The organism is Cytobacillus depressus (genome assembly GCF_008923245.1).
Classification (GTDB): Bacteria; Bacillota; Bacilli; order Bacillales; family Cytobacillaceae; genus Cytobacillus; species Cytobacillus depressus.
This window is the reverse complement of sequence record NZ_WBOS01000014.1, coordinates 25,086-50,889: the sequence shown is the minus strand read 5'-3', so window position 1 is coordinate 50,889 and position 25,804 is coordinate 25,086. Positions and strand designations below refer to the sequence as shown.

The 25,804-nt window shown below is 39.2% G+C and carries 22 protein-coding genes; all 22 read right to left on the bottom strand.

Annotated features, from left to right (window positions below; translation table 11 throughout):
• Positions 1-91: 91 nt before the first annotated feature.
• The gene (locus tag F7731_RS19975; RefSeq protein ID WP_151536560.1) at positions 92-2,626 is read right to left on the bottom strand and encodes an AMP-binding protein; all 2,535 of its coding nucleotides are present in this window, start codon (positions 2,624-2,626) and stop codon (positions 92-94) included.
• A 158-nt stretch (positions 2,627-2,784) separates the two neighbouring features.
• Entirely contained in the window at positions 2,785-4,053 is a 1,269-nt protein-coding gene (locus tag F7731_RS19970; RefSeq protein ID WP_170289756.1) for a CaiB/BaiF CoA transferase family protein, read from the bottom strand.
• A 480-nt stretch (positions 4,054-4,533) separates the two neighbouring features.
• The gene (locus tag F7731_RS19965; protein ID WP_151536558.1) at positions 4,534-5,334 is read right to left on the bottom strand and encodes an MBL fold metallo-hydrolase; all 801 of its coding nucleotides are present in this window, start codon (positions 5,332-5,334) and stop codon (positions 4,534-4,536) included.
• 85 nt (positions 5,335-5,419) lie between these two features.
• Positions 5,420-7,639, bottom strand: coding sequence for a helix-turn-helix domain-containing protein (locus tag F7731_RS19960; protein ID WP_151536557.1), 2,220 nt, complete (start codon positions 7,637-7,639; stop codon positions 5,420-5,422).
• Positions 7,640-7,754: 115 nt separating this feature from the next.
• The gene (locus F7731_RS19955; RefSeq protein ID WP_151536556.1) at positions 7,755-8,894 is read right to left on the bottom strand and encodes an acyl-CoA dehydrogenase family protein; all 1,140 of its coding nucleotides are present in this window, start codon (positions 8,892-8,894) and stop codon (positions 7,755-7,757) included.
• A 29-nt stretch (positions 8,895-8,923) separates the two neighbouring features.
• Entirely contained in the window at positions 8,924-9,277 is a 354-nt protein-coding gene (locus F7731_RS19950; RefSeq protein WP_151536555.1) for a cupin domain-containing protein, read from the bottom strand.
• Complete coding sequence (locus F7731_RS19945; protein WP_151536554.1) at positions 9,274-10,020, bottom strand: ABC transporter ATP-binding protein; 747 nt, start codon at positions 10,018-10,020, stop codon at positions 9,274-9,276. Before F7731_RS19945 ends, F7731_RS19950 begins: the two co-directional genes overlap by 4 nt.
• A complete protein-coding gene (locus tag F7731_RS19940; RefSeq protein WP_151536553.1) occupies positions 10,017-10,787 on the bottom strand; it encodes an ABC transporter ATP-binding protein in 771 nt (256 codons plus the stop codon). Before F7731_RS19940 ends, F7731_RS19945 begins: the two co-directional genes overlap by 4 nt.
• On the bottom strand, positions 10,750-11,793 hold the full coding sequence (locus F7731_RS19935; protein ID WP_151536552.1) for a branched-chain amino acid ABC transporter permease: 1,044 nt from the start codon (positions 11,791-11,793) through the stop codon (positions 10,750-10,752). The genes F7731_RS19940 and F7731_RS19935 overlap by 38 nt, the downstream gene beginning before the upstream one ends.
• Positions 11,794-11,810: 17 nt before the next feature.
• Positions 11,811-12,689, bottom strand: a complete 879-nt coding sequence (locus F7731_RS19930; protein WP_151536551.1) for a branched-chain amino acid ABC transporter permease — start codon at positions 12,687-12,689, stop codon at positions 11,811-11,813.
• 75 nt (positions 12,690-12,764) lie between these two features.
• Positions 12,765-13,964: an ABC transporter substrate-binding protein gene (locus tag F7731_RS19925; RefSeq protein ID WP_151536550.1), complete on the bottom strand. Its 1,200-nt coding sequence runs from the start codon at positions 13,962-13,964 to the stop codon at positions 12,765-12,767.
• Positions 13,961-15,544, bottom strand: coding sequence for a class I adenylate-forming enzyme family protein (locus F7731_RS19920; RefSeq protein WP_151536549.1), 1,584 nt, complete (start codon positions 15,542-15,544; stop codon positions 13,961-13,963). The genes F7731_RS19925 and F7731_RS19920 overlap by 4 nt, the downstream gene beginning before the upstream one ends.
• 163 nt (positions 15,545-15,707) lie before the next feature.
• Positions 15,708-16,889: an acetyl-CoA C-acetyltransferase gene (locus tag F7731_RS19915; RefSeq protein WP_151536548.1), complete on the bottom strand. Its 1,182-nt coding sequence runs from the start codon at positions 16,887-16,889 to the stop codon at positions 15,708-15,710.
• A 12-nt stretch (positions 16,890-16,901) separates the two neighbouring features.
• Positions 16,902-17,678, bottom strand: a complete 777-nt coding sequence (locus F7731_RS19910; RefSeq protein ID WP_151536547.1) for an enoyl-CoA hydratase/isomerase family protein — start codon at positions 17,676-17,678, stop codon at positions 16,902-16,904.
• A gap of 65 nt (positions 17,679-17,743) precedes the next feature.
• Positions 17,744-18,601, bottom strand: a complete 858-nt coding sequence (locus tag F7731_RS19905) for a 3-hydroxyacyl-CoA dehydrogenase family protein (protein ID WP_151536546.1) — start codon at positions 18,599-18,601, stop codon at positions 17,744-17,746.
• 299 nt (positions 18,602-18,900) lie between these two features.
• Positions 18,901-20,679, bottom strand: a complete 1,779-nt coding sequence (locus F7731_RS19900; protein ID WP_151536545.1) for an adenine deaminase C-terminal domain-containing protein — start codon at positions 20,677-20,679, stop codon at positions 18,901-18,903.
• 379 nt (positions 20,680-21,058) lie between these two features.
• On the bottom strand, positions 21,059-21,343 hold the full coding sequence (locus F7731_RS19895; protein WP_151536544.1) for a YciI family protein: 285 nt from the start codon (positions 21,341-21,343) through the stop codon (positions 21,059-21,061).
• A gap of 227 nt (positions 21,344-21,570) precedes the next feature.
• Entirely contained in the window at positions 21,571-21,945 is a 375-nt protein-coding gene (locus tag F7731_RS19890; protein ID WP_151536543.1) for a VOC family protein, read from the bottom strand.
• Between the two features lie 78 nt (positions 21,946-22,023).
• Complete coding sequence (locus tag F7731_RS19885) at positions 22,024-22,587, bottom strand: Fe-S-containing hydro-lyase (RefSeq protein ID WP_281352572.1); 564 nt, start codon at positions 22,585-22,587, stop codon at positions 22,024-22,026.
• An 11-nt stretch (positions 22,588-22,598) separates the two neighbouring features.
• Positions 22,599-23,444, bottom strand: coding sequence for a fumarate hydratase (locus F7731_RS19880; RefSeq protein WP_151536541.1), 846 nt, complete (start codon positions 23,442-23,444; stop codon positions 22,599-22,601).
• A gap of 55 nt (positions 23,445-23,499) precedes the next feature.
• Positions 23,500-25,044 carry an FAD-dependent oxidoreductase gene (locus F7731_RS19875; protein ID WP_151536540.1) on the bottom strand — a complete coding sequence of 515 codons (1,545 nt, stop codon included), beginning with the start codon at positions 25,042-25,044 and terminating at the stop codon, positions 23,500-23,502.
• Positions 25,041-25,793, bottom strand: coding sequence for a succinate dehydrogenase iron-sulfur subunit (sdhB, locus tag F7731_RS19870; protein WP_151536539.1), 753 nt, complete (start codon positions 25,791-25,793; stop codon positions 25,041-25,043). Before sdhB ends, F7731_RS19875 begins: the two co-directional genes overlap by 4 nt.
• Between the last annotated feature and the right edge of the window lie 11 nt (positions 25,794-25,804).

Here is a 25,804-nt window from a genome sequence, read left to right as displayed (position 1 = left end):
TCATTTTTAAAATGAATACAATTTCTTTTTACTTTAGTAGCCTAGTACTCACTGTTTTTCGACCAATATTGTTTCCTTTCCTGCTAGTCTTTTAGTTTCTATTAGATCCAACCTCTTCAAGTTCAACGATATTCTCGCCACCTTGTTCCAGCCAAAGCTTTTGAATTTCCTTACGCACGACTTTCCCCATAGCATTTGTTGGTAGCGGGGTGCGACGAATCCACCATTTAGTTGGCAATTGAAAGCGTCCAAGATTGTCTTTAGCATGTTCCAAGAGCTCATCAATCGTAGCTTTAGCATCCCAACGAAGGACGATGACTGCACCGACCTCCTCACCCATTTCCTTGTGTGGCAAGCCAACAACCGACACCTCAGCGACAGGCGCATAGCTCATCAGCACTTGCTCAACTTGTGCACTAGAGATGTTCTCTCCTCCCCGAATAATGATTTCCTTTTTACGGCCGCTAAGGTAAAGATAGCCATCCTCGCTAACGTGGCCTACGTCACCAGAATGCAATAAACCGTCTTCATCAATCGGCGATTCTTCATTCCCTAAGTAGCCGCTCATCATTCCAGGAGTTTGCACTAGTATTTCGCCATTCCCCTCTTCATCAGGGTCGAGAATCTTTACATCAACGACTGGTAATAGTTTGCCGACGCAGCCATGCCGATCCTTTAGCTCCTTTGAGCTTGCCATTGCAAGTAATCCCCCGCCCTCTTGAAGGCCATACAATGAGCCCGTACCACCTGATTTTAACGAAGGAAATGCTTCGTTCACTTGGCGGCGGAAATCAGCATCAGCAGCCGAACCGCCAACTTGTATAGAAGTTAAACTTGTTAAGTCATAATTGGTGAAATCTTGGTGATTCATCAAGCGGATAACCATTGTCGGAACCGCACCCCAAGTAGTAATCTTCTCTTTTTCTATTAGACTCATTACCTCAGTTACATTGAAGCGTCCTGCTTGGTAGACAAGTTTTGCACCAGTAAGCAGTGATGCAGTGAGCACTTGAATACCGGCCCCATGGAACAACGGCAATGTAAGCAAAGTAACTCTTTGCGACCGTGATGGATCCATTTCACTTGGCAAACGATTCTGTGCAACAAGCATGTTCTGGATGTTATTTACGATCGACCGCTGGGATAAGATCACGCCTTTGGCTGAACCCGTCGTACCTGACGTGAACGCTACAAGTGCAGGTGCATCCTCGTCTACCATTGGCTGCGGAAGCGGCGGCGCGTCAGTTCCCTCAAGCAGGTCAGTAAGATCCTCGACCAATATACCAATCATGCCGTTTGGTAGAAGCTTTACGGTTTCTTTGTCACATAACACCATCTCCGGGTTTGAAAGTTCCAGTGCCCTGTGCACCTCTGCTTCACTCCACCACGGATTACCAAGGACTACGACTGCGCCAAGACAGTGTGAAGCCCAAAAAGCAATCGAACACTCCAACCGATTTCGCGCAAGCATAGCAACACGTGATCCTTCCTTAATTCCGAATTTTCCCATCCAATTTGCAACACGTGCAACCGCTTTCTCATGATCGGCAAATGTCAGGCGAACATCTCCCTGTATCACGTGTGTCCTATCACTCCATCTGCGAGCATCAACTAGAAATTCAGCGACAGTGCGCGGTCTTTTAGCGTACACTCGTAATTTCCGTCCATTAACGAGCTCCTCGGTAGTCTCCCTGCTCCAACGATTATTCTCCCATTTCGAACTTGCAGGATCGACTTTTGATAACTGAGCTTTTTCATCCTCAAGGATTTGTTCAAGCGGAGGAAGTTCTTCGCGTGGACCGAACCGCGGCTGGCGTTTCTCAGCCATGGCGGCTACCCCTTCTGTGAAATCTGGTTTACGCATTAAAGCGCCAATATATCCTTTTGAATCTTCTATTGAAGTGCCGACCTCTTGCCTTAATAGGTCTGAGTAGAGTTGTCGTTTTGTTACAGTGGCAGCAGTAGGTGATACTTTTGTCGCAATATACTTCGCAACTTCATAGACCTTATCAAGGAATTCATCACCTGCTGGAAAGACACCATTTAAAAATCCAATACGGAACATTTCTTCAGAAGTAAAAATTTTCCCCGTAAATAAAATTTCGGCAGCATTTGTGACTCCAACCATACGTGGCAACGTCCAGGCCAATCCATATTCAGCCGGTAACCCTAACCGCGGTGTAGCAGTGGTGAACTTCGCCCCCGATGCAGCATAGCGTAAATCGCAAAAGTTTGCGATGGCAACAGCAATACCGGCGCAAGCCCCATTAATCGCTGCAATTACAGGAACACGCAGCCCCCAATGCCAAACCAAATCATTATCGAACTGTGGGTTTACCCCGTATCCAGGCAATGCATATTCAGCATTCTTAACCGTTTCCTTATAGACCTCATCTGTTTCTGTATAGAAGTCAAGTGCTTTCGTGTCTGCTCCTACGCAAAATTGATTTCCAGTTCCAGTTACAACTACCGCTCGAACTTCTGGATTAGCATCAAGAGTCGACATAATCCACCGATACTCCGCATTCATTCGGTTCGTCCATGAGTTTCCGCGACCTGGTCGGTGTAACCAGACTGTAGCAATTCCATCCTCTCGTAACTCAAACTTCGTCACCTTGAGCTCCATTTTTCTTTCTCCTTTCAGTACACTCTTTTTTAATTGAAATGTAAAAGTTCAAATGTGGAGTTTTTATAAAGAGGGAATAATACCCAAATAAAAAGACACAGATATAATCAACACTTACACGAATAACTGTTCCTGTTTATACCTCTATTACTAAAAGCTTAATCTTTCGCCTTCGAAGTTCCAGTACTCACTAGCTTATCTTCAAACTCTGTTACAACACCCTTACTAATAAGATTATCAATTTCTTTAGCCGCAAAGCCATAGTCTGCCAATATCTCACGGCTATGTTCACCAAGACGTGGTGCGTATCCGCGAGGCTGAGCTGGTGTCCCATGCATACGGATCGGAATGTTTGGTACGGGATATTCTCCGTGTTTCGGATGTTTAAGCGTAATAATTGATTCATTGTGGATAACTTGAGGATCAGTGAAAACATCCTCTAATCGGTTGACTGGACTACAAGGAACACCAGCAGAATCTAGTTTTTCCAACCAATAAGATGCCGGTTGCTGAGCAAAGATTTCAGATAGGATGGCAATCAGCTCTTGACGATTCTTAACCCGATCCGGATTACTTGCATATCTTGGATCATCTGTCCACTCCGGTTTGCCAATAACATCAGTAAGCCGGCTCCAGAACCCATCGTTTAGGCACGCTAAGATGAAATAGTCTCCATTGATATCTTGAAATGGCTGATATGGTACTAATTGCGGGTGCCCGCCGCCTTCTGGCCGAACTGGAATCATTGTCCGCTGATAGTGGGTTAAGATATTAGCTAAGATAGCGACCTGACCATCAAGTAAATTCAAACTGATTTTCTGTCCTCGTCCATTTAGATCACGAGCGCGTAGCGCAGCACTTACCGAAAAGCCAAGAGAGAAAGACGCTAGAAAGTCTGCAATTGGAACTCCAGCTTTAATTGGTGGTCCATCTTTTTCACCTGTTAAACCCATGATCCCCCCTAGTGCTTGACCTAATATATCCATTCCAGGCTGATGGGCTCTGGGTCCGGTTTCACCGAATGCTGTAATTTGGCAGTAAATGAGCTGGTCGTTAAGCTGTGCAAGTTTTTCGTACCCAATCCCTAAACGATCAACGGTATCAGGTTTAAAGCTGACTACAAATACATCAGCATTGCGGACCATCTTTTGAAGAACTTCTTGACCTTCTATACTTTTTAAATCTAAAGTCAGCGAACGCTTGCTTCGATTTACCCCATAAAAGTAAGCGCTGTCTCCATGTCCAAAGAGATTGTCAATGTACCTAAAACTCTCCCCTTCCAGCGATTCAACTTTTACGACGTCCGCCCCCATATCCCCAAGCATAGAAGTTCCATACGGGCCTGCTCCAATTTGGGATAAGTCTACTATTCGAATTCCATGAAGCGGCGGCAAAAAATTGGTAGATGCTGTGTCTGAAAAGTTCATTACTTCACCCCCGTATAAATACATAAACCTTCACCCTCCGAGTAAAAACCTAAAAATGTTAGGGCTTTTAAGAACACAGTGCCAAAGTACTATTAATTATCTTGATTAAGAATTTCCTAGAATTGTAGGTACGGACCTAATTTTCGACATTAAGTTCAAATATGAGAGATGAAGAATTGTATACAATAATACAAGATAAATCGAATGAATGTCAATATATTTTTAGATAATTCATTATTTTTAGTTATTTTTATTTTTCCCTCTACCTCTTTTTAATATTACCTAATAAATATCTAACAAAATTGACTTAACTTGTCAGCAATTCAGATCCGAGGAACTTGTTTCTCCATAATCTAGAATAAAGCAATATACTCTAAAAGCTTTTTTTGCTAAGCCATAGTATGCTACTTTACCTTTTCAGAATTGAATATATTATGAGTTAATAATTATCAATTGAATTCTAAAGCAAACAAAAAGCAGCTATTCAAAGCTGCTTTTTAATACATTGTTTATAATATGAATTGAGTCCCACTCATTCTCTGATACCGAAATAAGGGGCTGAGTGGATGGAAATAGCTTTTGGTTAATTTCAGGGACCGATAGCCCCTGCTTATAAAGATGAAGGATATCCGCTTGAAGATTCCCCAGCCATTCTTTTTTCTCCTTTAGTAATATCTTTCCATTTGGGAAATATCCGGAATGAGCGCAAAACATTTCTTGAAAATCAAGACTGAGCACAGTATTAAGAGATTCTATTGTTTTTGCAATAGATTCATCAGGCAGTATTCCCTTTGGTTTCACTCCTACTAATAAATCTCCAGAAAATAAAATGCCAGTTGAAGTGTTTAAAAAAACCATATGGTCGTTTGAATGCCCAGGTGTATGGACTACCCTCCATTTATCTTTTCGTGAATGGAGGGATTCCTTAAGAGGCTGAGCGGTAAAGCCCTCTCTAATCCCCCAGAACCCTTGACGAAATGGGTGATATTCTTTCACATGTAAACATTCATCCACGGACATTGGATGAATATAAATAGGAACTTCTTTATTTTCTTGGATCCAGTTTGCATTTCCAGTATGGTCCTCATGAACATGTGTCAACGCAACGAAATCAAAAGACTCCCGCTGAAAAAATGGGATCAAATCGGGTAACAAAGAAAAGGGACCCGTATCAATCAACATATGATCAGCAAAGAAAAGATGTATAGGTAAAGAAATATCTTTATATTTCACAAAGCCCTTTAAACTCGTGACATTACCATAAGAATTTATTTCAATCATGTGTAACTCCTTTTACATATTTCAATTGGCTGAATTATACAATCTAATCCTTATTTAACATGGACCCATTAAAGAAGGATCAAATTTACAGCAATTGCTTTCTGCTAAAGTCAAAAAGATTATATAATTTAAAAGCCATCATCAGCTCAAACCTTGTCTCAGCATCATTTATATTGATGTTTAATAATTCAGAAATACGCTCAATCCGATATTCTAGCGTACTTCGGTGAATGTATAGTTCTTTAGAAGATTCTCTATAGTTTCCATTATGCTTTAAGAACACCTCTAACGTTGAGAAGAGATCAATATTATTTGTTTCCGAGTATCTTAATAAAGGGGATAAATTCTTTTTCACAAATAATTTGGCAGCTAAAGGGTCATTCGTATTATTTAAAATTGTATAGGAACCTAAATCATCATAAAAAGAGTAGCCTCCATCATAATAACGATGGGAAACAACATTTTTAGCTTTTACTGCTTTTACATAGCAAAAATAGTAATCTGGGATATTATGAGTAGGATCCCCTATTCCTAAATAAATTTTGGTTAAAGGACTTTCCTTCTTCACTAGCTCTTTAATCCGCTGGAATAGTTTTGCCCAGAATTCAGTAGAGTTTTTTTTCTCATCTGCTATTCTCATAATTAGAATAAATTCATTCCCTTTACGGGTATAGATAATATTGGAATAATGTAAGTTTAGGTTCGTTTTGAGTTGATCCCAAAGCCATGATTTATAACCTTCTACTACTACTAAATTCGGTTCATTATTTTTTTCATGGCCAATTTCAAACGATAATACCGCAACCCGATGCGACTCTAAAATATTCCAATTGATAAGGGTTGCATATTGAATAATCTTTTCTTGATTTTCGATAGACTCAGAAAAAAGCTGATTAACAAAACTTTCTTTGACTTGTTCCTTTGCATCCAAAACAAGCTTTTGTTTAATAAATTCAATCGCAAAAACATTTAAAGCATAATCCATCGTTAAACGAAGTACACGATCTACTTTTTTCTGCTCTATGCAAACAACTAAATAGCCTAGTAGATCTGTCCCGCTAACGATTGGCCAGGCGGAAAGAGAAGCATTTTGGTCGTCAATCCAGAACTCTCGCGTCTTATGCTGAGTAATTTGTGCCTTTTTCTCGAGAACCTTACTTTCATAATGACTAGAGAGGTGTAATTCTTCCTCTTTATAGTAGGAGGTGAGAGGCCTTAAGAATCGATCGTAGAGGAGTATTGAACAATCAAGCATTGCACTTATTGTTTTAGTAATAGAATAGAGATCTTTCCCTTCTACTGTTTTTTTGACTAGTTCCTGATGATTTTCTAAAAGTGTCTCCAATCTTTTTTTACTTTCAAATTCATATCTATAAAGCCGAGCATTTTCAATTTGCATAGAAACAAAGTCAGATAAAAATTTAAAAAACTCTAAGTCCTCTTCAGAAAATAAACGATCCTTATCTGTTGTTACATATAGCACCCCAATTGTCTTTAGGTTAATATTTAAGGGAACTGTTAACTCTTTTCCTCCCGCTTTTTCAACAAACTGAAAATAGTTAATAATTGTTTGCTCTGTATTTATCTCAATTTTATCCGAATAATGAATGGTACCGTAAACGGGCGGGTTTATGACAAAGCAATGATTCACCTCATCGTATAAATAAATGCATGCCCCATTAGCCGGTGTCCCCTTTACAGCTCGTTCAATCACTTTTTCGATTACTTGTTCGATTGAGGAACCGGGAAAAATATTCTCTTTAATCCACTCTATTCCTTTTATTTTTCTTTTTTGTTTTTCCTTATCTTTTGCTAAATCCATGGCGATCGCTACATCATGTCCAAACTCAGCAAAGATTTGTTCTGCTTCTAGGACAAGGGGAACAAAGTCACGGAACCCAATTACACACAGACCGAAGCTATTGTTGTTATTTCTCAAGGGTACAGTAAACCAAGTAGATAATTGCTCTTTTTTTAATCCTTCTCGAAAATCACAATGGTCTTCCTGCTTGTCATTTGGCCACCAAAGAGCGTCTTCAAGTAAATTTGGTGCACACTTGCTAATTTCCAAATTTAATGTCGAGTCAATATTAAATTGATCACCAATCCATGCCTTTGGTACAAGTCTTCCTTCTTCTTTCAGAATGATCCCCACTAAATCACACGTAAACCCCATGTAAAAGGATTCTAACAAGTAATTCAATGTTTCTTCTAATGTATCAAATGTAATAAGTTGCCTTGTCACATTCCGAAGATGGTTGTTTATTTTTCCCTTTAGCTTTTCCTTGCTACTGTTTAATTGCAATAAAAACGCCCCTTTTTTCTATAAAATATGAAGTTATTCTCTTTACGTAATTCTATAAGGGGCTATTATTAACCTTTTTAGTATCGATTTATTTAAAATATTACGAAAATTAGTGCTACGAAAGAATTTCTTTAGCAATAACAACTCTTTGAATTTGATTTGTTCCCTCATAGATTTGCATAATTTTTGCATCCCTAAAATATTTTTCTACCGGGTAATCACGGATAAATCCATATCCACCAAAAATTTGGACAGCATCTGTTGCAACTTTCATCGCAGTATCAGATGCAAAGCATTTGGCAAAGGAAGCATGTTTTATCGACGGTTTTCCGGATTGAAGTAAATCTACTGCTTTATGAACTAGCAAACGTGATGCTTCTATACTCATGGCCATATCTGCCAACATAAATTGAATCGCTTGAAGATGTGAAATAGGTTTTCCGAATTGTTCCCGTTCTTTCGCATAGTTAAGCGATGCTTCATATGCTGCCTGGGCAATACCTAAAGCTTGAGCACCAACCATTGGCCTTGCATGCATTAATCCTTTCATAAAAATTTTAAAGCCTTCACCTTCTTCGCCAATTCGATTTTTAGAAGGCACAAGTACATCCTCAAAAATTACTGAAGCTGTATTAGATGCTCTTAAACCTAGCTTCTTTTCTGTTTCCCCTACTTTTACCCCAGCTAATTCTCGATCGACAATAAAGGCAGTAAACTTCTTTTGGCCACTTTTTACTAAGACATTAGCTAAAACAACATAGAAATCAGCAAAAGTTGCATTTGTAATAAAACATTTTTCACCGTTGAGAAGATAATCATCACCGATTTTCTTGGCTGTCGTCTTTAGTGAACTTACATCACTTCCAGCCCCTGGTTCAGTCAAAGCGAACGCGGCAAATTTCCCTTCTTCCGTTAGCTTTGTTAAGTACTTCTTTTTCAGTTCTTCGCTGCCGCCAACTAAAATGGGATAAGATGAGAGGGAATTGGCTTCTAAACTTGTGGCCACCCCTGCACAAGCTTTTGCAATCTCTTCAATAATTAAAGCCTGTGACATTTTATCTATCCCAGGTCCACCGTATTCCTCAGGCACAGCTAAATTACTTAATCCATATTTATGTAGATCTTGAAATATTTCCATCGGAAACGATTCTTCCTCATCATATTTGCGGGCATAAGGGGCTATTTCATTTTTTGCAAAATCACTTGCAAGTGCTTGAATGGCTACTTGCTCTTCATTTAACTGAAAAACTGTCATGATATCTCACCTTTTCTGAATTTATAATCCTATTTTTCATTGTTTAGAAATACTAATGCTTCAGATGATCTTGCTAAAAGAACACATCCTTCTCGTGTAAATGGGGCATGGATTGTCGTTTTAGGAGTAAATAAATAATCCCCTTTTGCAAGTTGATATTTCCCAACCCGAACCTCACCTTCAAGAACATATACTTCTTCATCCGCTGGATGGTCGTGCAGAGGGAATGAACTATTCGGTTCCATTTTAATTAAGACAGTACTTCCTCCCTTTTCAAACTTGTAGAGTGTCTTAATAAACACACCTGGAAAAGGAAGCGCCTTCCACTCTTTATCATTTGCGACAAAGCGGCTTGTTCTCTCTTCAGCTATTTCCTGGCTCATACTTCTACCAATCCTTTCTCATCTTGCCCATACCCTAAATATGTGGACTGTACTTGCGGATTTCTCAATAATTCATCTGCTGATCCTTCCAATACAAATTGGCCGCGGTCCATGACATATGCACGATCTGCCACACTTAAGGCTGCTTTGACATTTTGTTCGACTAAAATAACCATCGCACCTAAGTTGGCTCTAATTTCCTCCATGATTGCTAAAATTTCTTTCACAATTAATGGGGCAAGGCCCATTGATGGTTCATCTAATAAAATGATTTTGGGATCTGACATCAATGCTCTCGCAATGGCTAACATTTGCTGTTCTCCTCCGCTCATATTCCCCGCTGTATTATTCATATGTTTAACAAGCCCCGGAAACATTTTAAGCATAGACTCAATCTTTGATGCGACAAGATGTTTTTCTTTTCTATACTTAGCATACATCCCAAGGATTAGATTTTCTTTCACGGATAGACTTGAAAATATTTGTCTTCCTTCTGGAACAAGGGCAACCCCATTTTGCACCACCTTATGTCCTTTTATATTTGTAATGGATTGGTTGCCAATCGTAATTTCACCTTCTGACGCCTTATAAATTCCAGCAATCGTCCCTAGTAATGTACTTTTTCCTGCACCATTTGCACCAATAATAGAAACGATTTCCCCTTCGTTTATATGCAAGTTAACCCTGTCAATCGCCTTAATTCTGCCATGATAGGTTGTGAGATTTTTAATTTGAAGGCTCAAAGTACTTCCTCCCCTAAATAGGCAGCAATGACCTTTTGGTTTTTTTGGATTTCTTCTGGTGTTCCCTCGGCAATTTTATTCCCAAAATCAATCACGACGATCCTGTCCGCAATTCTCATTACTGTTTTCATGTCATGTTCAACAAACAAGAATGATAGGCCATTTCGCTTCATTTCAATTAAAATATTAGCAATCTTCGAAGTTTCACCATCATTCAATCCAGCCATTGGTTCATCTAACAGAATTAATTTTGGGTTTGAAACGATCGCACGCGCGATTTCCAATAGTTTTTGTAAACCATAGGGAAGATTCCCAGCGATCTCGTTCATTTGATCTTTAATTCCGATCATTTCTAATGCTTCTAAAGCATACCTTCTCGCTAATTCATCATCATGCTTCACCCTTGGCAATCTTAGTGCTGCTGAGTATACATTCGTTTTCATCTGGGTATGAACACCGAGCATGACATTTTCCAGAACCGACATATTTTCAAAGATTTGCAGATTTTGAAACGTGCGGGTGATTCCTTTGCCTGCAAGGCTATGAATTGGAGCCCCATTTATCCTTTCTCCCATGAACCAAACTTCGCCCTTTGTCGGAGGAAGAACGGAAGAAATCATATTAAATAAGGTTGTTTTCCCAGCCCCATTTGGACCGATCACAGCAACAATCTCCCCCTGATTTACGTCGAAAGAAACATCATTAACTGCGGTAATGCCCCCGAACTGCTTAGTTAAGTTTTTCACCTGCATGATGCTCGTTTTCATAGGAAATCCCCTCCTCCTTTACGGGCAATGTTTTTGTTTTGTTTTTTAATTTCAAAAAGTTAGAGAATGTCGGCAATAATCCCTTTGGCATTAACATCATAACAAGGACTAAGACAACCCCATACACCATGATTTCAACTTCTCCGCCCACATCGAAAAACAATGGAAGGGTATTTTTTACCCATTCACCAAGCATGGTCATTAGAAATGCTCCTGTAATGGCGCCCCAAATTGATTGTGAACCACCAACAACGACCATGACAAGAAATTGTACGGAAACAAGCACGTGAAACGTGGACGGAGTAATAAAATTCATGAAATGAGCATAAATACTGCCAGCAGCAGATGCAAAAATGGCACTAATAACAAAAATATGAAGTTTGAATTTAGCTACATTTATTCCTTGAGTCAAGGTTGCGATTTCACTATCATGAATGCCCCTTAATACCCTCCCAACATGTGAGTAAACAATGTTTAAGGATACTAACACGATCATTAACACAATGCCCCAAACAAAAAAGTAGTAGCTTAACTCCCCTTTCAGCGGAATCCCAAAGAAATTAAGTTTCGGAATGCCCGATAATCCAGCAGCACCTTTTGTGATACTTGTAAGCCCTAAAAGAACAATATAAACAATTACATTAACGCCAATTGTGGCAAAAGCTAAGAAATGTTCTTTTAATTTTAAAATGGGGATTCCAATCAAAAATGAAATAAGTGCAGTGACAAGCATCCCAGCTATCAAGGCTAACCATGGGGATACACCATAATTCACCGTCAAAACACCTGAAGTATAGGCACCTATAGCAAAATACGCTGCATGCCCAAGAGAAATTTGGCCAGCATAGCCCATTAAAAGGCTTAATCCTATCGTGATCATACTGTAGATGCCAATTAAGATAAACAAGCTAAGCATGTAAGACGAATTAAATATGAATGGAAGCACAGATACTAAAATAACGAAAATTAATAACGGCTTTATACGGTTGGGATATAATGAACTCAAATTAATTCCCTCCTTCCTTACACACGTTTGCCAGTCATTTTTGACATAATCCCATTTGGGGCAACAAATAGGACAAGCAGTAAGATAGCGAAACTAATTGCATCACTGTAGGAGGTTGATACGTAACCGGCTGAAAATGCTTCGATTAGCCCAATGATAAATCCAGCTGCTACTACTCCTTGAACATTCGTCATCCCCCCAATGATCATCGCCATAAATCCTTTCAGCCCTAACATTAATCCCATATCATATGTTGCTCCAGTTACTGGAGCAATTACAATCCCAGCAATAGCCCCGACCGCGGCACTTAGGATAAACGCTAGTGCTGACATTGATTGAGTATTAATCCCCATTAATCGTGCCGCTTTTGGATTAATGACACATGCTTTAAAAGCAGAACCAACCATTGTTTTTTCAAAAAAGAAATAGAGTAAAATAAGCAAGAAGAAAAGAGTACTAACTACCCATATACTTTGTGGAATTAAAACGGCTCCGAGAATTAATATTGGATCATTTTGAGAGAAAGGTGGTAATGATTTTGGATAAGTTCCAAATGAAAATAACCCGATTGCACGTAATATAATCGAGATACCGATTGTAATAATAATTAAATTAATAAAACTGGCATTTTTTGTTGGCATAATCGCAACTCTTTCGACGAAAAGACCAATAAGTGCCGTCGCAATGATTGCTAAGAGAATCGCTGCGTAAATGGGCATGCCCATTCCTGCAAAAGTAATGCAAAACATGGCACCAAGCATTGAAAATTCACCTTGTGCAAAGTTGATAATGCCCGTGACATTATAGATGGTAACAAAACCAATAGCGATAAGGGCATATATACTGCCTGTAGTTAGTCCAGTAATTGTATATTGTAATAGCTGGCTAAAATCCACTTTAACTGCTCCTTCCTGGATAAATCTATGCAAGAAGGATGACTCAGAACAAAAGGGTCACCCTCTCTGTATGTTCTACTCAGCGATCTCCCAGCCGTCATTACCCACTCTTAACATCGCCATTCCATCACCTGCAACAGAGTTTCGATTATCTGGCTTCATATTATATGTTCCGGTAACTCCTTTATAAGAAATGGTTTCGAGGTATTCTTTAATATCTTGAGGCGTTTCCTTCCCTTCTGAAATCGCTTGAAGCACCATTTGAATCCCATCATACGCATATCCGCCAAACGGACCAGGATCATAACCATATTCCTTAATAAAAGGTTGTGAAAAATCTTCTAAAATTTGTTTTTGCTCAGAATCTTCTATTGAATGTAATACGTTTAGCTTGCTTCCAATGACTAATACGCCTTCACCGTCTGCACCGACTTGTTCTAAAAACCCTTTATTACTAACTGCATGACTTTGGATCATCGGAATATCAAAACCAAGCTGTTTAAAGTTTTTCGCAATGATTCCAGCTCCAGGAGGTCTTGACCAAATAATCACTGCCTCTGGTTTTTTGGGTTTAATTTTTGTCAATTGGACAGTCATATCATTTGCCTCTGCATCAAAGTCTTCAACAGCGATAATATCAATATTATTTTCCTTTGCCATTTTTTCGAATACTGGTAAACCGGTCTGTCCAAACCCATCTCTTGCATTCACCCAAGCTACACTCTTAATTCCATTGTTATTTAAATAATCGACCGCTTTTTGTAAAACGGTTGCGTTTGCCTGAGGTGCCTGAACCATAAAATCATTAAATTGATCATCATTAAGTACCCCTAAGGCAACAAGAGGGATTTCATTTTCTAACGCAACCCCACCTAAAGCAACACTTGTACTTGTTTGTGTTCCGCCAACAACTGCCGAAACCATATGTTCCGAGATCAGCTTTTTCATAATAACGACAGCTTTTGTATCATCCGTCGCATAATCCTCAATGATGAGTTCAACTTTTTTTCCATTAAACTCTTTATCTGCAAGTTGCTTTTTTAGAAGGCGAGCAACGTCAGCTTCAGGCTTTCCAAGTGAAGAGGCTGGACCAGTGTCCGCTACAATGACGCCAATTTTAATCGTATCTTCAGACTGACCAGTATTAACGTTAGCCGAATCAGAAGACTCCTCACCTGATGTACTTGTTTGACTCGAATTCGCACATCCTGCTACTAAAATAAGACTAGAAATGATAATAAAAAATGACCACATCCAATGGTATCTGGTTTTCATCGCAACTCAACTCCTATACTTTCCATTAATTGTTCTTGAAGTGAGACTTTTTTGATTTTTCCACTGGCGGTCATCGGAAAGCCTTTCATAATAATTAATTTATCAGGGACTTTATAATTAGCTACTCTCTGTCTAACAAAATCAATAAGTGATTGTTCATCAGCTGTAGCATGGGATTTCAGTTTTACACAGGCACAAGAAATTTCCCCTAACACAGTATCTGGCAAGCCTACAATTGCAACCTCTAACACATCACAATGTAAATAAAGAATTTCTTCTATTTCTCGCGGATAGATGTTATAGCCTCCACGAATAATCATTTCTTTTTTACGGCCTACAATTCTAAGATTCCCATTTTCATCTAATATTCCGAGATCACCTGTGTAAAACCATCCGTTTTCATCAATCGCTTCAGCTGTCTTTTCTGGCATTTGATAATATCCCTTCATTACACCGAAGCTTCTACAGACAATCTCACCAACTTCTCCTGTTCTAACTTCTTGCCTGCTATCGTTGACAATTTTTACTTCAGCACCAGGAAGGGCTTTACCAACCGTTTCGGCGCGTACAATATCTTCATCATCAAAGCTCGTCATCGTTAGAGTAGGGGAGGTTTCACTTAACCCATAAGCAACCATAATCTCGCAACCCATATCGTTACGGATTCTCTTAACAATTTCTATCGGACATGGAGCGGCAGCAATAATTCCTGTTCTTAAAGAAGATAAATCATAACTCGCAAATTCCTCGTGATTTAATTCGAGAATAAACATTGTTGGTACTCCGTGTTTGACAGTTACCTTCTCTAATTCCATCAGTTCTAGAGCAGCTTTTGCTTTATATTGATCCATTAATACCATCCTGGCACCAACTGCAACTGTACTGAGAATACTCGGTACAAGTCCGAATACGTGGAACACTGGCACAGCAACAAAAAACACGTCTTTTTCTGTGCACTTCATTTGGTTAGCAGAAATAATTGCAGTATTCACTACGTTTGAATGAGTTAACATCGCTCCTTTTGGAGCACCTGTCGACCCAGATGTGTAAAGAATCGAAAATGTGTCATTTTCCGAATCGATATCGATAGGTTCAAATGAAGCGCTTTCATTATTTTCAAGCAAAGCCTCATAGCTCAGTATCCCATCAATTTGACATCGTACAGAGATTAACGTTTTTAAACTATTTACAACTTTTATTGCCGAAGCGAATTGATCGTAATGCCTTACCCCGCTAAACTCCTTCGTAAAAAAGGCTAACTTTGCTTCGGAATTTCTCAAGATGTACTCAACCTCATCTTGGCGATATCTTGTATTAAAAGGAACAAGAATTGCACCAACATGGGAAACAGCCATATATATGACAATAAATTCATTCCAATTCGGTAAACATACAGCAACTTTGTCTCCCTTTTTGATGCCAAGTTCTTGAAGGGATTTTGCAAGGGTTATGGATTGACGCCATAATTCCTCATACGAGATTCTCCCATAGCCGTCAAAGGCTACTTCATGTTCAGGATCTTTTTTATAAACTTGTTGAAGCAATTGGGAAACACTTAGATTACTAATCTCTTGTTTCATCCAAATAACCCTCCTATATTATTTTATAGGCTGTGTTAAATCTTGTTGTTGATCTTTGGACCGCCTTATGTGTATGTGTTTACTACGTCACTCGTACCGAGTAAAACCCGTTCACGACATACACATAAGGCTAATATCAACAATGAATGTTAACTGAGCCTTTTTATAAAACTTCCCAAATTGCTGCGATCCCCTGGCCCCCGCCTATACATAGTGCAGAAGCTCCAAATCTCTTATTTCTACGTTTAAGTTCATATAGTAAACTTAGGCTTATTCTTGCTCCACTTGCTCCTAGCGGATGACCTAATGCGACTGCTCCACCATTCACATTACCTATTTCAGGATTAAATCCGAGTTCTTTTTGACAGGCTAAATATTGGGCAGCGAAGGCTTCGTTTATTTCAATTAAATCTAGTTGATCAATTTTCATGTCAGCACGCTCTAGTGCCTGTCTAATAGCAGGTGCTGGGCCGATTCCCATATATTTAGGTTCAACGCCAACAATTCCCCATGATACAAGTCTTGCTAATGGTTTTAAATTCCGTTTTTCAGCATATTCACTTGAAGTGACAACAAGTGTTGCTGCACCGTCATTAATCCCACTTGCATTTCCAGCGGTTACTACCCCATTTTCCTTGAAACGAGCTGGAAGTTTATTTAAAATGTCAGTTGGTGTATCACGTGGGTGTTCATCCCGGTCGATCACCTTATCACCTTTACGTCCTTGTATAATATATGGAACAATCTCATCTGCAAAATAGCCATTTTCGATTGCAGTTAATGCTTTTTGGTGGCTCCTGGAGGCAAATTGATCGATATCATCTCTAGTAATTTCATATTTTTCCGCAAGATTTTCAGCTGTAATAGCCATTGAGCATTTTCCGTAAGGATCGTATAACGCTTCCCATAAATAATCCTCCATCGGCGCTTTGCCTAGCGATAGCCCCCAACGTGCACCACGAATGACATGAGGAACTTGGCTCATATTTTCAGCTCCACCAGCTATGGCAACATTTGATTCCCCAAGTGCAATTGATTGTGAAGCATTAATAATAGCCTGTAATCCTGAACCACAAAGCCGATTCACGGTTAACCCTGGAACATGTTCAGGGATTCCAGCTTTTAAGCCAACATGCCTAGCCATATAAATAGCATCAGCACTTGACTGGATAACATTCCCTATTACTACTTGATCTACTTCTTCTGGTTCTATGAAGGCTCTTTTCATTGCTTCCCTCGTTGTTGCAGCGGCAAGATCAATGGCTGAAACATCACGAAATGAACCCCCAAACTCTGTAAATGCTGTCCGTGCGCCGTCAATAACGAAAAGATCTTTATTATTCACTTCAACCACTCCTTATCTTCCTACGAATTGTGGCATTCTTTTTTCAACAAATGATTTCATACCTTCTTTTCGGTCCTCACTAGCAAACGCATTTCCAAAACATGCTGTTTCTAGATCAAGTGCTGTGTTTAAATCAACTCCTACTCCACGATTCACAGCTGTTTTTAACATTTTCATCGCAACTCGTGGTTTTTCAGCTAATTTCTCTGCCCATAATTTCGTTTCATTAAGAAGTTCATCTAGTTCAACTACTTTGTTTACCAGCCCGATTTCAGCTGCTTTATCTGCAGTAATCATTTCACCGAAGAAGAGTAATTCTTTTGCTTTTGCAAGGCCAACTATTCGCGGCAACCGTTGGGTACCACCTCCGCCCGGAATAATGCCTAAGTTGATTTCAGGTAAGCCAAACTTCGTATTAGAGGAACAAATTCGGAAATCGCAAGCCAATGCCAGTTCACACCCACCACCAAGTGCTAATCCGTTAACCGCAGCAATAACAGGTTTGCTCATTGCTTCGACCTTATCGAACGCAATTCTTGATACTCTAGACATTTCCAGCATTTCGGCACCATTCAAATTCATCATTTCAGTGATGTCAGCACCAGCGGCAAACGCGCGATCTCCCTTTCCTGTAATAATAATGGCTTGGACTAATGGATCAGCCTCCAGCTTATCTAAAAGTGTTGAAAGTTCTTGGAATAACTGTGTATTTAAAGGGTTAAATGGAGGACGGTTTAAAAAAATCGTCCCTATGCGATTTTCATCAAGAGTAAATTCTAAAGTTTCCATTTTTCCAGCTCCTTTTGTATTTCTTAAATTAATAGTCAGTAAAAAACACGAATGACATTTTTACTTTATTGGTCATAATCGTACCAGCCGGCTCCCGACTTCTTACCAACCCGACCAGCTCGGACAAGGTTTCTTAACGCAAGAGGGGCAGCAAATCGCTGATCCTTAAATTCTTCATAAAAGTAATCCATGACATGCAATCCAATATCCACCCCTGCATAATCTTGAAGTGTAAACGGCCCCATTGGATAATTGAGACCCAATGTAACTGCCTTATCAATATCTTCAGGTGTTGCAACTCCTTCTTCCACTAAGCGAATCGCTTCGATAAACTGAGGAATCATAATACGATTAACAATGAATCCGGGGGTGTCTTTTTTAACTTCAATTGGTTCTTTTTTCATATCAATCGATAATTTTTTAAGAATTTCTATCGTTTCATCACTAGTTTTATAACCTCGAATGACTTCTACTAGTTTCATAACTTGTGGAGGGTTAAAAAAGTGCATCCCTGCCACTTGCTCAGGCCGTTTCGTAGATTCCGCAAGAACAGTAATTGACATGGAGGATGTATTTGAAGCAACGATCGCTTCTGGACTCAAAATTTCATCCAATTGGTGAAAGACTTCTTTTTTGGCTTCCAGATCTTCAATTATTGCTTCAATGACAACATTACATTCGCTTAAATCCGCTAAATTTGTTGTTAAATGAATTCTCGCTAAAACTTCAGATTTTTCTTCTGATTTCATTCTTCCTTTTGCAATGGCTCTATCCATAAACTTCTCCATACGTGCTAAAGCATTATCTAGATAACGTTGTTCAATATCTTGTAGAATAACTTCAAATCCAGAAATGGCTGCTTGGTGGGCAATTGCTCCCCCCATAGTCCCTGATCCAACCACACCTATTCTTTTCATTGTCATATGTAAACCCTCCAATTATTTTGAATATCAGTTTGAATATTAAGAATATTAAACTAATACTAATGCATATTTTTTTTCATTTGTACCTTTAATATAAGGAATTCAGTGTTTACTTTTCCGCAAATTGAAGCAACCGAGTTTAAGACTTAATAGTTTTCATAAATCAATAATTAGTCATATCCACAGCTTATAGCGCTAAAAAGCCAATTATTCAATGATAGAATAATTGGCTTTTCCTTCCTGATAGTCCGCATTACTAGACAAATATTTAAAAAAGATTTTATCAATTGCATATTTTCTTAACTAAAAGTTAAGCTTTTTAAGGGTGTTGAAGACTGCAAAAATTCATCTTCCTTAACATCGTAAAGCCCGTAAGGAACAAGTCGAAGACCAGGCAAATTGTCACATGTTAAAAACAGTAATGTATAAAGAATATCGTGAAATGGAAATCCACGTTCCTGTAATACCGATAATAATTGATTATGAAATTCTAGTGCTTCATCAAAAGAATTACTCGCAGTCATCATGCCTGTAAATGGTAAAGGAATTTCAAGGACTATTTCTTCACCATCCACAATGACAATTCCTCCTCCTATTTCATGGACTCTTGATGCAGCTTTTGCCATAGATTCTGACCTTCTTCCAATAACAAGCAGTTCAGTTGTTGTATTATAAGTGGAGGCCATTCCATCTAAATTTGTAGCAAACCTCTCTATTATTCCTTTTGCTATCCACTCCCCATTTCTTTCAATCAAAACTGCTTGTAATAAACTATCATGCCCTGAAAGGTCCGCAAATCCATTTTTAGAAGGAAGTACAGTGTCCTTTCTTTGAGTAATTACATTACTGCGAAAATGAATAACCGGGACAGGATTATTTGATGACGTATGAGGATATTGATATAATTCAGGCTTTTTCAAGACAGACTTAGGAATCGTAAATGGTTTTCTATGAATATATTTTTTCCAATTGATTTCAGGTAACGAAGTCAATAGTTTTCCATTTTCGGCTACTACCTCTCCTCCTGCAATCACTAATTCCGGACGAAATTGAACAAGATCAGGAAGTAGGAGAATATCTGCTTTTCTACCTGGTGCAATGCCGCCAACATAGTCATCTAGGCGAAGATAAGTTGCCGGATTAATCGTTACCATCTGAATGGCATTCAAAACCGGGACTCCAAGTTCCACTGCTTGTCTAACAAGCCCGTCAGCATACCCCTCCTTTTCAATAAAAGCGGGGTGCGGTCCATCTGTCGTCATTATAATACGGCTTGTATTGACGCTTCCTTCTGTAATAAGTTTGACAATTTCCGGCAAATCAGGGCGTAGGGAACTGTTACGTAGGGTTGTCCATAAACCCAATCTAAGCCTATCTAATGCTTCTTTTGCCGTGATTGCCTCATGGCAAGCATTCACACCAGAGGCAACGATAGCGTTTAATCTTTCATAGGAACATCCTGAAGTATGTCCATCTGATATTTTCCCGATTTTCTTAGCATAATCCATAGTTTCCAATAATTGAGGATCAGCCTTGTAAATTAGTGGCCAACGAGTGACCTCAGCTGTACCAACTACTTCATCTAAATTAAGAAGCTCCTGTATCTCCTTTTGGTTATACCATTCCCTTTCACCAGGGAAATCTGCTTGTGAAACAAGTCTAACAAGCCACAAAAAGTTCCCAGGTAAGCTTTTTAAATCCATTATTAGTTCCTTAAATCGATTGGCACCCATGTTTAAATGAAAGAACAAATTATCATTTATTGATGTTGTTGTGCCAAATGGCAATACTTTTCTAGTTATACTTACCGGATTGTATATAACCCAAGGGTGAGCATGAGATTCGATAAACCCTGGAGAAATATACATCCCTTTTGCATCAATTACCTTTGTGTTTTCTCCAATAGATGCCTCGATGTTCCCAACGTAGGCAATACAATCTTTATATATAGCCACATTTTGTTCCAGAAACTCTTGTGAATAAACATTAATCACTGTCCCACCTTTAATATATAAATCAGCGGGCCGCTCACCTTTTGCCACTTCAATCAATTCACTTCTTCGGGCCTTAAGTTCCATGTTCATCACTCCCATTATGATCAAGAATAGATATTTAGCTCAAAAACATGTACAAAACTAATTGCACGATAGCTTCTTGGACAATTGCTACATTCAAGTAATTCAATTTAGTCACTATTGCTTATATTATGTTTTTAAAAATTCCGTCAATTTATCATAATATTAAATAAGAACAAATTACATGTCAATATAAATGCATAAATTTGATTAACCCTAATAATGGGTTTGGAGTTCAGCGTACATAAATATTGCAATTTATTTCATTTATTTTTAATACCTTATCATGGGAAGAGATCAGTAAAGTTTCACAAAAAAAAGGCCAACCCACATTTTGATTGTGAGTTGACCTTGAACAGTTGCGTTACACGTTAAATATTATTCAGCTTATTTTTGGTATAAATGCGTCACTAATCATCTCCCACTGATGGATCTCCAAACCTCTGGCGTTATGTACTATGTAAGGATCTTTCTTCGCCATTGCTTTTGCATCCTCCAATGTTTCCGCCACATAAATAACTAGCCCGCCTGCACCATCGGCAAATCTCCCTCTTGCAAAAACTTTCCCATCGGCACTCATTTTATCTAAAAACTCAAGGTGCTGAGGGCGATATAATTGGCTCCTCTCTTCGTTTAGCATAGGTAAAAAAGCAGCAAAGTATTTCATTCTCAAACCTTCTTTCCTTTAATATTTTTTCGAATTTAGCTAAAAGTCTACACCTTATGGTTATTTGAATTTTCCATATATTATTATAATTAATTATAGCAAATGTTAAGAAATACACCAGCTTTAGACAAATCACATTGAAGTGTAGGAATGCTAAATTCGCTTAAATAATTTAAGAAGATTGTATGAAATGACAATTCCACACTTGGGTCTTTGTACATTGGAGGTTAATAATTCGAAATCTCGATAAGATTCTTATCAGGGTCTCTAATATAAATTGAAGTAATTGGACCAAGAGCACCAGTCCGACTGACTGTGCCCTCTTCAATTGGGATTTCGTATCGCCTTAAATGTTCAATTACTTTGTTTAGATTCCAATTAGTAATGAAGCATAAATCTTCTGATCCTGGTAAAGGGTTCATTGCTTTTGGTTCAAACTCTTTTCCCAATTCATGAAGATTAATCTTTTGCTTTCCAAAAGTTAACGCCGTTCTTCCTTCTCCAAAATTAACAACCTGCATCCCCATGACTTGTGAATAAAACTTACTTGTTTTTTCAATACTCCGCACAGTAAGGACAATATGATCCATGCTTTCAATCATTCAAACCCTCCTTTTGATTTTTATTTTCGAAAAATAAAACCTTCAAATATTAAATTTTTGAAGGTTTAGGTGATAGACTTACAAGTTAGCCTTTCTATTAAACTGCTGCTTGCCAATTTCGTACCAGTCATTGCCGTTGCAATCAATTATCACAACTGCTGGAAAATCCTTAACTTCTAATTTATAAATCGCCTCAGGTCCTAGATCTTCATAAGCAATGACTTCCATCGATTGAATGGTACGTGCAATTAATGCCCCAGAACCACCAATAGCTGAGAAATAAACCGCTTTATTTTTCACCATAGAATCGATTACTTCCTGACTCCTATATCCTTTTCCGATCATCCCTTTCAGCCCTCGGTCCAATAGAGATGGAGTATATTTGTCCATTCTCCCGCTCGTCGTTGGCCCTGCTGAACCGATGACCTGTCCGGGCTTTGCGGGCGTGGGGCCTACATAATAAATGGTCTGCCCGGAAATATCAAATGGAAGCTCTTCTCCCCTTTGCAGGGATTCTGACATTCTTTTATGGGCAGCATCTCTTGCTGTATAAATGGTTCCGCTTATGAGTACCCGGTCTCCGGCTTTTAATTTGGTTAAAATATTTTCGTCCATTGGACAAGTTAAATGAAGAGCTGACAAATTCATCCCTCCTACAATCGGATTTCTTTATGTCTGCTTGCATGGCAATTTAAATTGACTGCTACAGGCAATGCTGCGATATGGCATGGTTCAATTTCAATTTTGACATCAAGAGCCGTTGTATTGCCGCCCATTCCTTGTGGGCCAATTCCTAATTCATTAATTTTCTCCATTAGCTCTTTTTCTAATTGGGCAATTTCCGGCCGATCACTTCGATGCCCGATAGGTCTGAATAATGATTTCTTGGCTAAATAAGCACATCGTTCAAAGTTTCCTCCGATTCCAACACCAACGACTAACGGAGGACACGCGTTTGGACCAGCTTTTGCAACTGTGTCGAGAATATAAGCTTTAATGCCTTCTAATCCATCTGAGGGTTTTAGCATTTTTAACGTACTCATGTTTTCACTGCCTCCACCTTTTGCGGACATGTGAATCACAATTTCCTCTCCGGGTACCAGTTCAATATGGATGATAGAAGGTGTGTTATAGCCTTTGCTTTTTTCGCGGGTGATAGGGTGATCGACAATCGAGTGTCTTAAATAACCTTCCTCATACCCTTTTCTGACGCCTTCATTAATAGCATCATAAATACTACCGCCCGTAATATGACAATCCTGCCCGACTTCCACGATAAACACTGAAACGCCAGTGTCTTGACACATAGGTACTCTTTCGCTTTTGGCAATATCGGCATTTAAAATTAACTGCTCAAGTATGTCCTTACCAGTTTCAGACGTTTCCTTTTTTAAGGCTGTTCGAAAAGCATCAACCACATCTTGCCCTAGCTCAAAGTTAGCTTCCTGACACAGTTTCGCCACTTGATTAACAATCTCTTCATAAGTAACGGTTCTCACAATATCTTCCCCTTTATTAAGCAAGTCTCCCATCCATGAGGAATGACGAACTTTGTTAATCTGCGATAGTATTAAAGAATGTTTGAGAAAATTGAATATCATGTTTTTGAATGATAATTTTTCTCTCCCACTCTGTCTGCTCACCTCTAATATCTTGAATTTTATGCGCGCCTCGGCTTTCTTTTCGCGTTGCACCAGCAAGAGCTGAAGCCCATGCCGCACGGACCTTATCTTGAAGCTGCACGTTTATGATGCTTTTATTTTCTTCTAATTGCGAAGCAATCCAGCCCAGTTCATCCGCTGCTTCCCGCAATGACTGGCCTGTTCTTTCTATTCCAACCTTCGTCCACATAATTTCCTTTATTTTTTGTATGATCTCTTGTTCTTCCAATTGTGTATGGCTGTTTAGATAACTTTCTTTGTCAAAATAACTATCAGTAGCTTTTATATACTCGAGCCTTTTTTCTCTTGCAGCCATTTTTCCTGTCCGATGTCCAAATACTAGTGCCTCTGTTAGAGACCCTCCCCCAAGACGGTTGGAACCGTGCAAGCCCCCCGTACATTCGCCGCATGCATACAATCCGGGCAAATTCGTCCGGCCCCATTCATCCGTCTGGATACCGCCCATAGAATAATGCTGGACTGGACTCATGATCCATTCCCCTTCATATCCTTTTTTAAATAGCCGGTATAAATGAGGACTATCCCTTTGGATATTTCCTTCCTCGACATTGGCAAAATTCAATAGCACTTTATTTTCTTTGAACAGGGCATAGCTAAGGACATCTCTTGTTTCGAGCTCTTTTTTTGGATACTTCTCCATAAACCGTTCGTTCTTTTCATTTACTAAAAAAGCACCCTTGCCAAAAATCCTTGTCATAATATCAACATTTGCCGGATATTTGAGCCGATAAGGGTAAAATTGGACAAATTCCATATCGACAAGACAAGCTCCATGCCGCCACGCCATTCCGATCCCCTCACCGGAAACATCTCTTGGATTATCAGATGAAGCATATAATCCTCCAAATCCCCCAGATGCTAAAATGACTGCTGGAGCATTATAGGCATAAAACTCATTTTCTCTTTGAATAATAGCCCCAATAACCGAATCTTGATCTTTTATTAAGTCAACAATGGCTGACTGTTCATGAAAGTATATTCCTATTTCACTTGCAAATTTGCGCATAGCTTTTGTTGTATTTCTGCCTAGTCCGTTTCCGGCATATACCCTTCTGGGAAAAGTATGGCCCGGTGTGCTTATTTTTCTTTCCAGCTCAAGTTCAATGCCAAATTTATTCTCAAGCTCATTTACCCTATCCGTACACTCTTCTGCTAAAATTCTAGCTAACTTGCGATCTGATAATTGCCTGCCCCCATTGATAATATCTTTATAAAATGCATCTGGTGAATCGCCGGGTGAGAAAATAGCTGAATGGACCCCGTCTGAAATAACGGAAGATCCTCCTAACCCTGCTTTTCCCTTCGTAACAAGCGCAACAGAGACGCCTTCCTCTTTTGCAGATATCGCAGCGGCCAATGCCGCCTGACCGCCCCCGATGACGAGTACATCATATTGAAAAGTTTGTTTTATCTTCATTTCTTTAGCCAGCTCCACATGGCATAGCGGTTTGCGTCCTTATTCAATTCAGCTATTGCCGTTGTTAACGGGATTTCTTTCGGACAAACTTGAACACAGTTTTGAGAGTTTCCGCAGTTTGCGATTCCTTCTTCCCCAATGATGACCTCTAGCCTGCTGCTCTTTTGCTGGGAACCGGTTGGATGCATATTAAAATATTTTGTTTGTCCTAGTGCTTGCGGTCCGATAAACGGTGATCCGCTGTTTACGTTTGGGCATGCCTCCAAGCAGCAACCGCAAGTCATGCATGTAGAATATTTATAGGCTTCCTGCTGATCATCAGATGAAATGAGCGGACCGGCTCCCATCGCATATGTTCCGTCAATCGGAATCCAGCCTTTTATTTTCTTTAAGGCGGCAAACATGCGGTCACGATTGACGACTAAATCTTTTTCAACAGGAAATGTTTCCATTGGCTCTAATTGAATCGGCTGTTCTAACCGATCTACGAGTGTTGAGCATGCCTGCCTTACTTTTCCGTTAATTCTCATACTGCAAGCCCCGCATACTTCTTCGAGGCAGTTATACTCCCAAGCTACTGACCTTACTTTTTCACCATTTATATTAATTGGATTTCGTTGAATCTCCATTAGGGCGGAAATAACATTCATATTTTTTCTGAAAGGGATATTAAATTCTTCCCAATAGGATTCGCCGCCGGTATGATCTGTTCGCTTAATTTTTAATCGAATTTCTTTTGTGTCTGCCACTTTTTTCACCT

Excerpts from the sequence above, each read along its gene's own strand:
- F7731_RS19975 (WP_151536560.1), bottom strand. The coding sequence starts at position 2,626 with ATGGAGCTCAAGGTGACGAAGTTTGAGTTACGAGAGGATGGAATTGCT.
- F7731_RS19970 (WP_170289756.1), bottom strand. The coding sequence starts at position 4,053 with ATGAACTTTTCAGACACAGCATCTACCAATTTTTTGCCGCCGCTTCAT.
- F7731_RS19965 (WP_151536558.1), bottom strand. The coding sequence starts at position 5,334 with ATGATTGAAATAAATTCTTATGGTAATGTCACGAGTTTAAAGGGCTTT.
- F7731_RS19955 (WP_151536556.1), bottom strand. The coding sequence starts at position 8,894 with ATGACAGTTTTTCAGTTAAATGAAGAGCAAGTAGCCATTCAAGCACTT.
- F7731_RS19950 (WP_151536555.1), bottom strand. The coding sequence starts at position 9,277 with ATGAGCCAGGAAATAGCTGAAGAGAGAACAAGCCGCTTTGTCGCAAAT.
- F7731_RS19940 (WP_151536553.1), bottom strand. The coding sequence starts at position 10,787 with ATGAAAACGAGCATCATGCAGGTGAAAAACTTAACTAAGCAGTTCGGG.
- F7731_RS19925 (WP_151536550.1), bottom strand. The coding sequence starts at position 13,964 with ATGAAAACCAGATACCATTGGATGTGGTCATTTTTTATTATCATTTCT.
- F7731_RS19920 (WP_151536549.1), bottom strand. The coding sequence starts at position 15,544 with ATGAAACAAGAGATTAGTAATCTAAGTGTTTCCCAATTGCTTCAACAA.
- F7731_RS19910 (WP_151536547.1), bottom strand. The coding sequence starts at position 17,678 with ATGGAAACTTTAGAATTTACTCTTGATGAAAATCGCATAGGGACGATT.
- F7731_RS19905 (WP_151536546.1), bottom strand. The coding sequence starts at position 18,601 with ATGACAATGAAAAGAATAGGTGTGGTTGGATCAGGGACTATGGGGGGA.
- F7731_RS19900 (WP_151536545.1), bottom strand. The coding sequence starts at position 20,679 with ATGGAACTTAAGGCCCGAAGAAGTGAATTGATTGAAGTGGCAAAAGGT.
- F7731_RS19895 (WP_151536544.1), bottom strand. The coding sequence starts at position 21,343 with ATGAAATACTTTGCTGCTTTTTTACCTATGCTAAACGAAGAGAGGAGC.
- F7731_RS19890 (WP_151536543.1), bottom strand. The coding sequence starts at position 21,945 with ATGATTGAAAGCATGGATCATATTGTCCTTACTGTGCGGAGTATTGAA.
- F7731_RS19875 (WP_151536540.1), bottom strand. The coding sequence starts at position 25,044 with ATGAAGATAAAACAAACTTTTCAATATGATGTACTCGTCATCGGGGGC.